Genomic DNA, 4,515 nt, shown 5'->3' on the forward strand with positions numbered 1-4,515 from the left:
GACCCAGTCCCGCACGATCTGCAGCGTCACCCCGCCGATCCGCGCCGCATCGCTGCGGCTACCGCCATCATATATTTCGGCCAACGCCAGCAGCCGGCGCCCCTGGTTCGCGCTTTTTGTGCTCCGCCAGTCGCCTCAAACTCGTCGCATCAAAGTCGTTCCGTAATCCGATCGCTGCACCCATGGCCATGCCCTCCAACAGGCAACCATAGATTCATACTTTTGCCGGTTTGGGAATCCTCGGCGTGAGTCAGCATCACAGCAGGTTGGTATTATGACTATCAAAAGAAGCTGCAGGCCTATGGCCTGCGTCCTTCGATGAGCGGCAAGGGTAATTGCTACGACAACGCCTCCGTCGAGACCTTCTTCAAAAGCCTGAAGGCCGAACTGATCTGGCGGCAGAAATGGCCAACCCGGCGTCAGGCAGAGGCAGCTATCTTCCAGTACATCAATGGCTTCTACAACACCCGCAGACGTCATTCATATCTGGGAGGCATCAGCCCGCTCGCATTCGAGGCCAAGGTGGCATAAGGAGATAGGTGACCGGCGCAAAACCGGAACAAGTCCAGCGCTTGGGTCGGCTTGATCGATCCTGGACGGCCTGTTCTCCGCGTCTCCGCCACTTGCGGACGGTCTCGTCGCTGACGCCATAGCGCTTCGCCACGACACTGGCGGGTGCGGTGGAGCCGGCAACGTCTGCCCGCACAACGGGCGTGGTTCGGGCCTGAGGATGTATCTGCACCATCACGAAACCTCATCAACAAGAGCAGCAAAGCGCCATGCGTGATCCGCAATAGCGCTGCTTACCATGTCCCAATGATTTGTCGCAACCAGACAGCAGTTCAACTTGCCTTGCCGCTTGCAGTAATCATCATCCAAATGGCGCGAGTGTTAGTGGTGGCATATCGAAGCAACAGACGGCGAGGCTCCAGCATTGTCCGATAGAGCCATTCCAGACCATTGCGTTGCATCCATTCCGGTGCGCGCGACCGCAGCCCAGCAAGGAAATCGAACAGGCCTCCACAAGTCTTCACCCAGCCAACCCCCTGTAGTCTGGAGATATTTCGGTCGACGAAGAAATCCTGCCTGCCTACTCCAAGTCCGACAAAAAGTATGTCGGTGCCTGCTTTAACGATCTCCTCGCAGACCCCGGCCTCCTCTTCTAAACAGAAGTAGCCGTCACGGCCACCCGCTATGTTGAGCCCAGGGTAGAGCTTTCTAATACGTTCTAGCGCTTTGGCATTTTGCTCTGCGGTCGCACCCAGCAGGTAGATCGAATAGCCGTGCTGCTGGGCGGCCTCGGCAAGATCGTGGAACAGGTCGGTCGTCGCCGCACGATCTGGAATGATCTCTCCGGCGAAAAGTTTCGCCCCCCACATCACCGAAACACCGTCAGCCGCAATGCTGTCTGCCTGCGACATCACCGCACGCAATTCAGGGTCACTAGCCCATTGTGATATAACATTGCCATTGGCCGAGGTGTTATATGTTGGCGAAGCACCATTTTCCCTAGCCTTGCGGACATCGCTCAGCATTAGCTCAACCCATTGCTGGGTTGTCAGTGGGGCGACAGGAACGCCACCAACGATCACCGGGTTCACGGGCTCCAGCCATCCGTCAGCGATCAATGGTTTTGCCATAACATCTCCAATTGCCAGCGTCCCGTTGTGCAGGCGGTGGCGCCGACGGACAAGTGTAAATTCAGCCAAGCTAAAAAATTTCTATAGTAGATTGGGCTCTGTTAACGATAATTGCTTCAGGCGGATTTGTTGCGGACAGATGAAACCGAGCTGGAAACGCGCAAAAACCCTGGCGGATTTGAGTCATTCGTGATTCATTGATTGGGTAGCCATTGGGAGACCTGTGCGCGGGTGGGTGTAGACATGGGCATTGATTGCTGATTCTATGGGCTTTCCCAAGAGGAGAGCCGGACGTGGCGCATCGTTCGATTGGTCAAGAGCGGTTTGGTTTCGGCGGAAGGGCAAGGTCATCATCATCGCTCGACGCCCTTGTCACGCTGATCGATTGGAGCGCGGTCACGGCGCTTCTCGATCCGCTTTATCCGGCCACTAAGGGCGAACCCGCCTGGCCGCCGCTGGCAATGTTCAAAGCCCTGCTTTTGTCGATCTGGTACGACCTGTCCGACGTGAAGCTGGCCGAGGCGCTCGACGATCGAGCCTCCTTCCGCCGCTTCTGTGGGTTCTCCGCAAACGAAGGGACGCCCGAGCGCACCGCCTTCGTCAGGTATCGCCGGCTGCTGGTCGCGCAGAAGCTGGATCGGTCGCTGTTTGAAACGGTGACCGCGCAGCTGGAGACCCGCAAAAACCGATTGCTACGTGGCTGGCAGCCTGACGGGTGATGATGGCGGTGCTGGCAGATGCTGAAGGGTCAGCGTTTGGTCTGTTTTCGAAGTCATTCTGTGCGATTTCATCCAGTTCCCCGGATTGGAGACAGACTCAGCCGGTGCTTTCCCGGCGCTCATGGAAGATCAGCCTGTTGAAGTTGTAGGCGAGGTTGCAAAGGGTCAGTTTCGCTTCGGCGCGGGCCAAGCCGATGGTTCGGATGAACAGCCCGAACCTGTTCTTCTGATGGGCAAAGACGTGTTCGACATGAGCGCGGATCGAAGACTTGGCAGCGTTGGCCCGCGCGGTTGCTTTCGGCATGGGCTTGCCCTTGGGTTGCGTCTCTGGTGAATGTGGCTGGTGAACATGCCACTGGTCAGGAACGCCTCGTTCTTCTTGGATCGATAGGCGGTATCAGCCCAGACGCCTGAGGCAGTGTTGTCCTTACTGATCAGAACCGGCAGCCGTGCGCCGTCATGGGCATTGGCGGCGCTGGCATCCCAGGTCCGGATCAACCCATGGGCCTTGTCGATGCCGATATGATTTTTGTACCCGAACATCGGGATGGCCAGATCGACCGGCCTGGCCGCCTTGGGATCTGCCCCCTCCCGGACCTTGGCCTTGCTGAACTTGATCGACCAGCGCGCATCACGGTCCTTTTGCCGGGTCTTGGCCGGCTTCCAGTCCTCGGGGACCCCGCCTTCCTTGATCGCTGCTTTCTCCGCTTCGGTATTGCGCTGTTTGGGTGCCGGCACGACCGTGGCGTCGATGATTTGCCCGCCCATGGCGAGATAGCCCCGATCTTTGAGGGCAGCGTCGAAGCGAGCGAAGAGTTTATCTATGGCCTTGGCATTTATCAGGCGTTCCCGGAACAGCCACACCGTGGTCGCATCCGGCACGGTGCCATCGAGCCCAAGGCCTAGGAACCGTTGGAATGACAACCGGTCTTTGATTTGAAACTCGATGGCCTCGTCTGACAGCGAATAGAGCGCCTGTAGCACCAGAATCTTGAACATGAGCACCGGATCAAAGGGCGGTCGCCCACCCTTGCCGCGAACGCTGCGACGAAGCGCTGCCACCAGCGGACCACGGAAAACCTCGAAATCCACAACTGCCGCCAATCGCTCTAGCGGATCGCCCGCCGCGCTCAGCGCATCGTACCGGTCCGAAAGATCGAAGAAACCAGGCTGATTTGCCGTCATCGCCTCCAACGCATCGTCGACGAAGTGAATCAAATCTGCCCATCAAACGCCAGAGTTTTTCGAGGTGTCCATCTTGGGTCCAGACTGTGTGAAAACGCGTCAGATGTGGTATGGTGATCCAACGTTTTGGGGGATCATATGGGTCGCTTCATTTCTGGTGCTGATCGCAAACAAACCACGCTATTTCCGCCCTGCGTAGATGACTGGATCGGAGAAGATAATCCGGTCCGAGTGATTGATGCCTTTGTCGACGCGCTCGATCTGTTGGGACTTGGATTTGAGGGCGTGGAACCTGCAGCCACGGGTCGGCCATCCTATCATCCGTCGGTTTTGCTCAAGCTTTACATTTACGGATATCTCAACCGGGTGCAGCCGAGCCGTCGCCTTGAGCGCGAGGCCGATCGCAATGTCGAGCTCATGTGGCTGGGCGGTTTGGAAAACAAGACTTCATCTATCTACCCGAGCAGGATGCCTATCGCTGTCCAGCGGGCGAAACTCTCAGCTATCGGTTCACTCGCGAAGAAGGGGGGCTGACGCTAAAACGCTATTGGGCAAGTGTCTGTGCGACTGTTCGATGAAGGCGCAATGCACGCCGAGCAAACAGCGCCGTGTCTCCCGATGGGAGCATGAAGAGGTGATCGAAGCGATGCAGCACCGACTGGATGCAAATCCTAACGCTATGCGCATACGACGCCAGACGGTCGAACATCCCTTTGCCACCCTGAAGGCCCGAATGGGCTACACGCACTTCCTCACAAAGACAAAACCGCGCGTCTCAACCGAGATGGCGCTCCATGTCTTCGCTTACAACTTGACCAGGGTGCTCAACATCATGGGTAGTAATGAGACCTGTGCGCGGGTGGGTGTAGACATGGGCATTGATTGCTGATTCTATGTGCTTTCCCAAGAGGAGAGCCGGACGTGGCGCATCGTTCGATTGGTCAAGAGCGGTTTGGTTTCGGCGGAAGGGC

General features: G+C 57.4%; 2 protein-coding genes and 5 pseudogenes. 3 read left to right on the forward strand and 4 right to left on the reverse strand.

Going from position 1 to position 4,515, the window contains the following annotated elements; genetic code table 11:
* Positions 1–184 (reverse strand): annotated as a pseudogene (locus tag KRZ98_RS24265) (IS630 family transposase); the annotation flags it as partial.
* A gap of 89 nt (positions 185–273) precedes the next feature.
* On the opposite strand from KRZ98_RS24265, the pseudogene KRZ98_RS18090 reads away from it, so the two are divergent.
* Positions 274–531: pseudogene (locus KRZ98_RS18090) on the forward strand (IS3 family transposase); the annotation flags it as partial.
* A gap of 34 nt (positions 532–565) precedes the next feature.
* Here the strand turns inward: KRZ98_RS18090 and KRZ98_RS18095 are convergent.
* Together KRZ98_RS18095 and KRZ98_RS18100 are read right to left on the reverse strand one after the other, a co-directional pair.
* Positions 566–745: pseudogene (locus tag KRZ98_RS18095) on the reverse strand (IS481 family transposase); the annotation flags it as partial.
* Between the two features lie 97 nt (positions 746–842).
* Positions 843–1,709 carry a WecB/TagA/CpsF family glycosyltransferase gene (locus KRZ98_RS18100; RefSeq protein WP_254798678.1) on the reverse strand — a complete coding sequence of 289 codons (867 nt, stop codon included), beginning with the start codon at positions 1,707–1,709 and terminating at the stop codon, positions 843–845.
* A gap of 224 nt (positions 1,710–1,933) precedes the next feature.
* Here KRZ98_RS18100 and KRZ98_RS24455 point away from each other — a divergent pair, with 224 nt between their 5' ends.
* Positions 1,934–2,359, forward strand: coding sequence for a transposase (locus tag KRZ98_RS24455; protein WP_217674834.1), 426 nt, complete (start codon positions 1,934–1,936; stop codon positions 2,357–2,359).
* A 97-nt stretch (positions 2,360–2,456) separates the two neighbouring features.
* Here the strand turns inward: KRZ98_RS24455 and KRZ98_RS18110 are convergent.
* Positions 2,457–3,544, reverse strand: a pseudogene (locus KRZ98_RS18110) (IS5 family transposase).
* 138 nt (positions 3,545–3,682) lie between these two features.
* Between KRZ98_RS18110 and KRZ98_RS18115 the strand changes: the two are divergent.
* Positions 3,683–4,433 (forward strand): annotated as a pseudogene (locus KRZ98_RS18115) (transposase).
* The last annotated feature ends 82 nt before the right edge of the window (positions 4,434–4,515 follow it).

Source organism: Sphingobium sp. AS12, assembly GCF_019097845.1.
Taxonomy (GTDB): Bacteria; Pseudomonadota; Alphaproteobacteria; order Sphingomonadales; family Sphingomonadaceae; genus Sphingobium.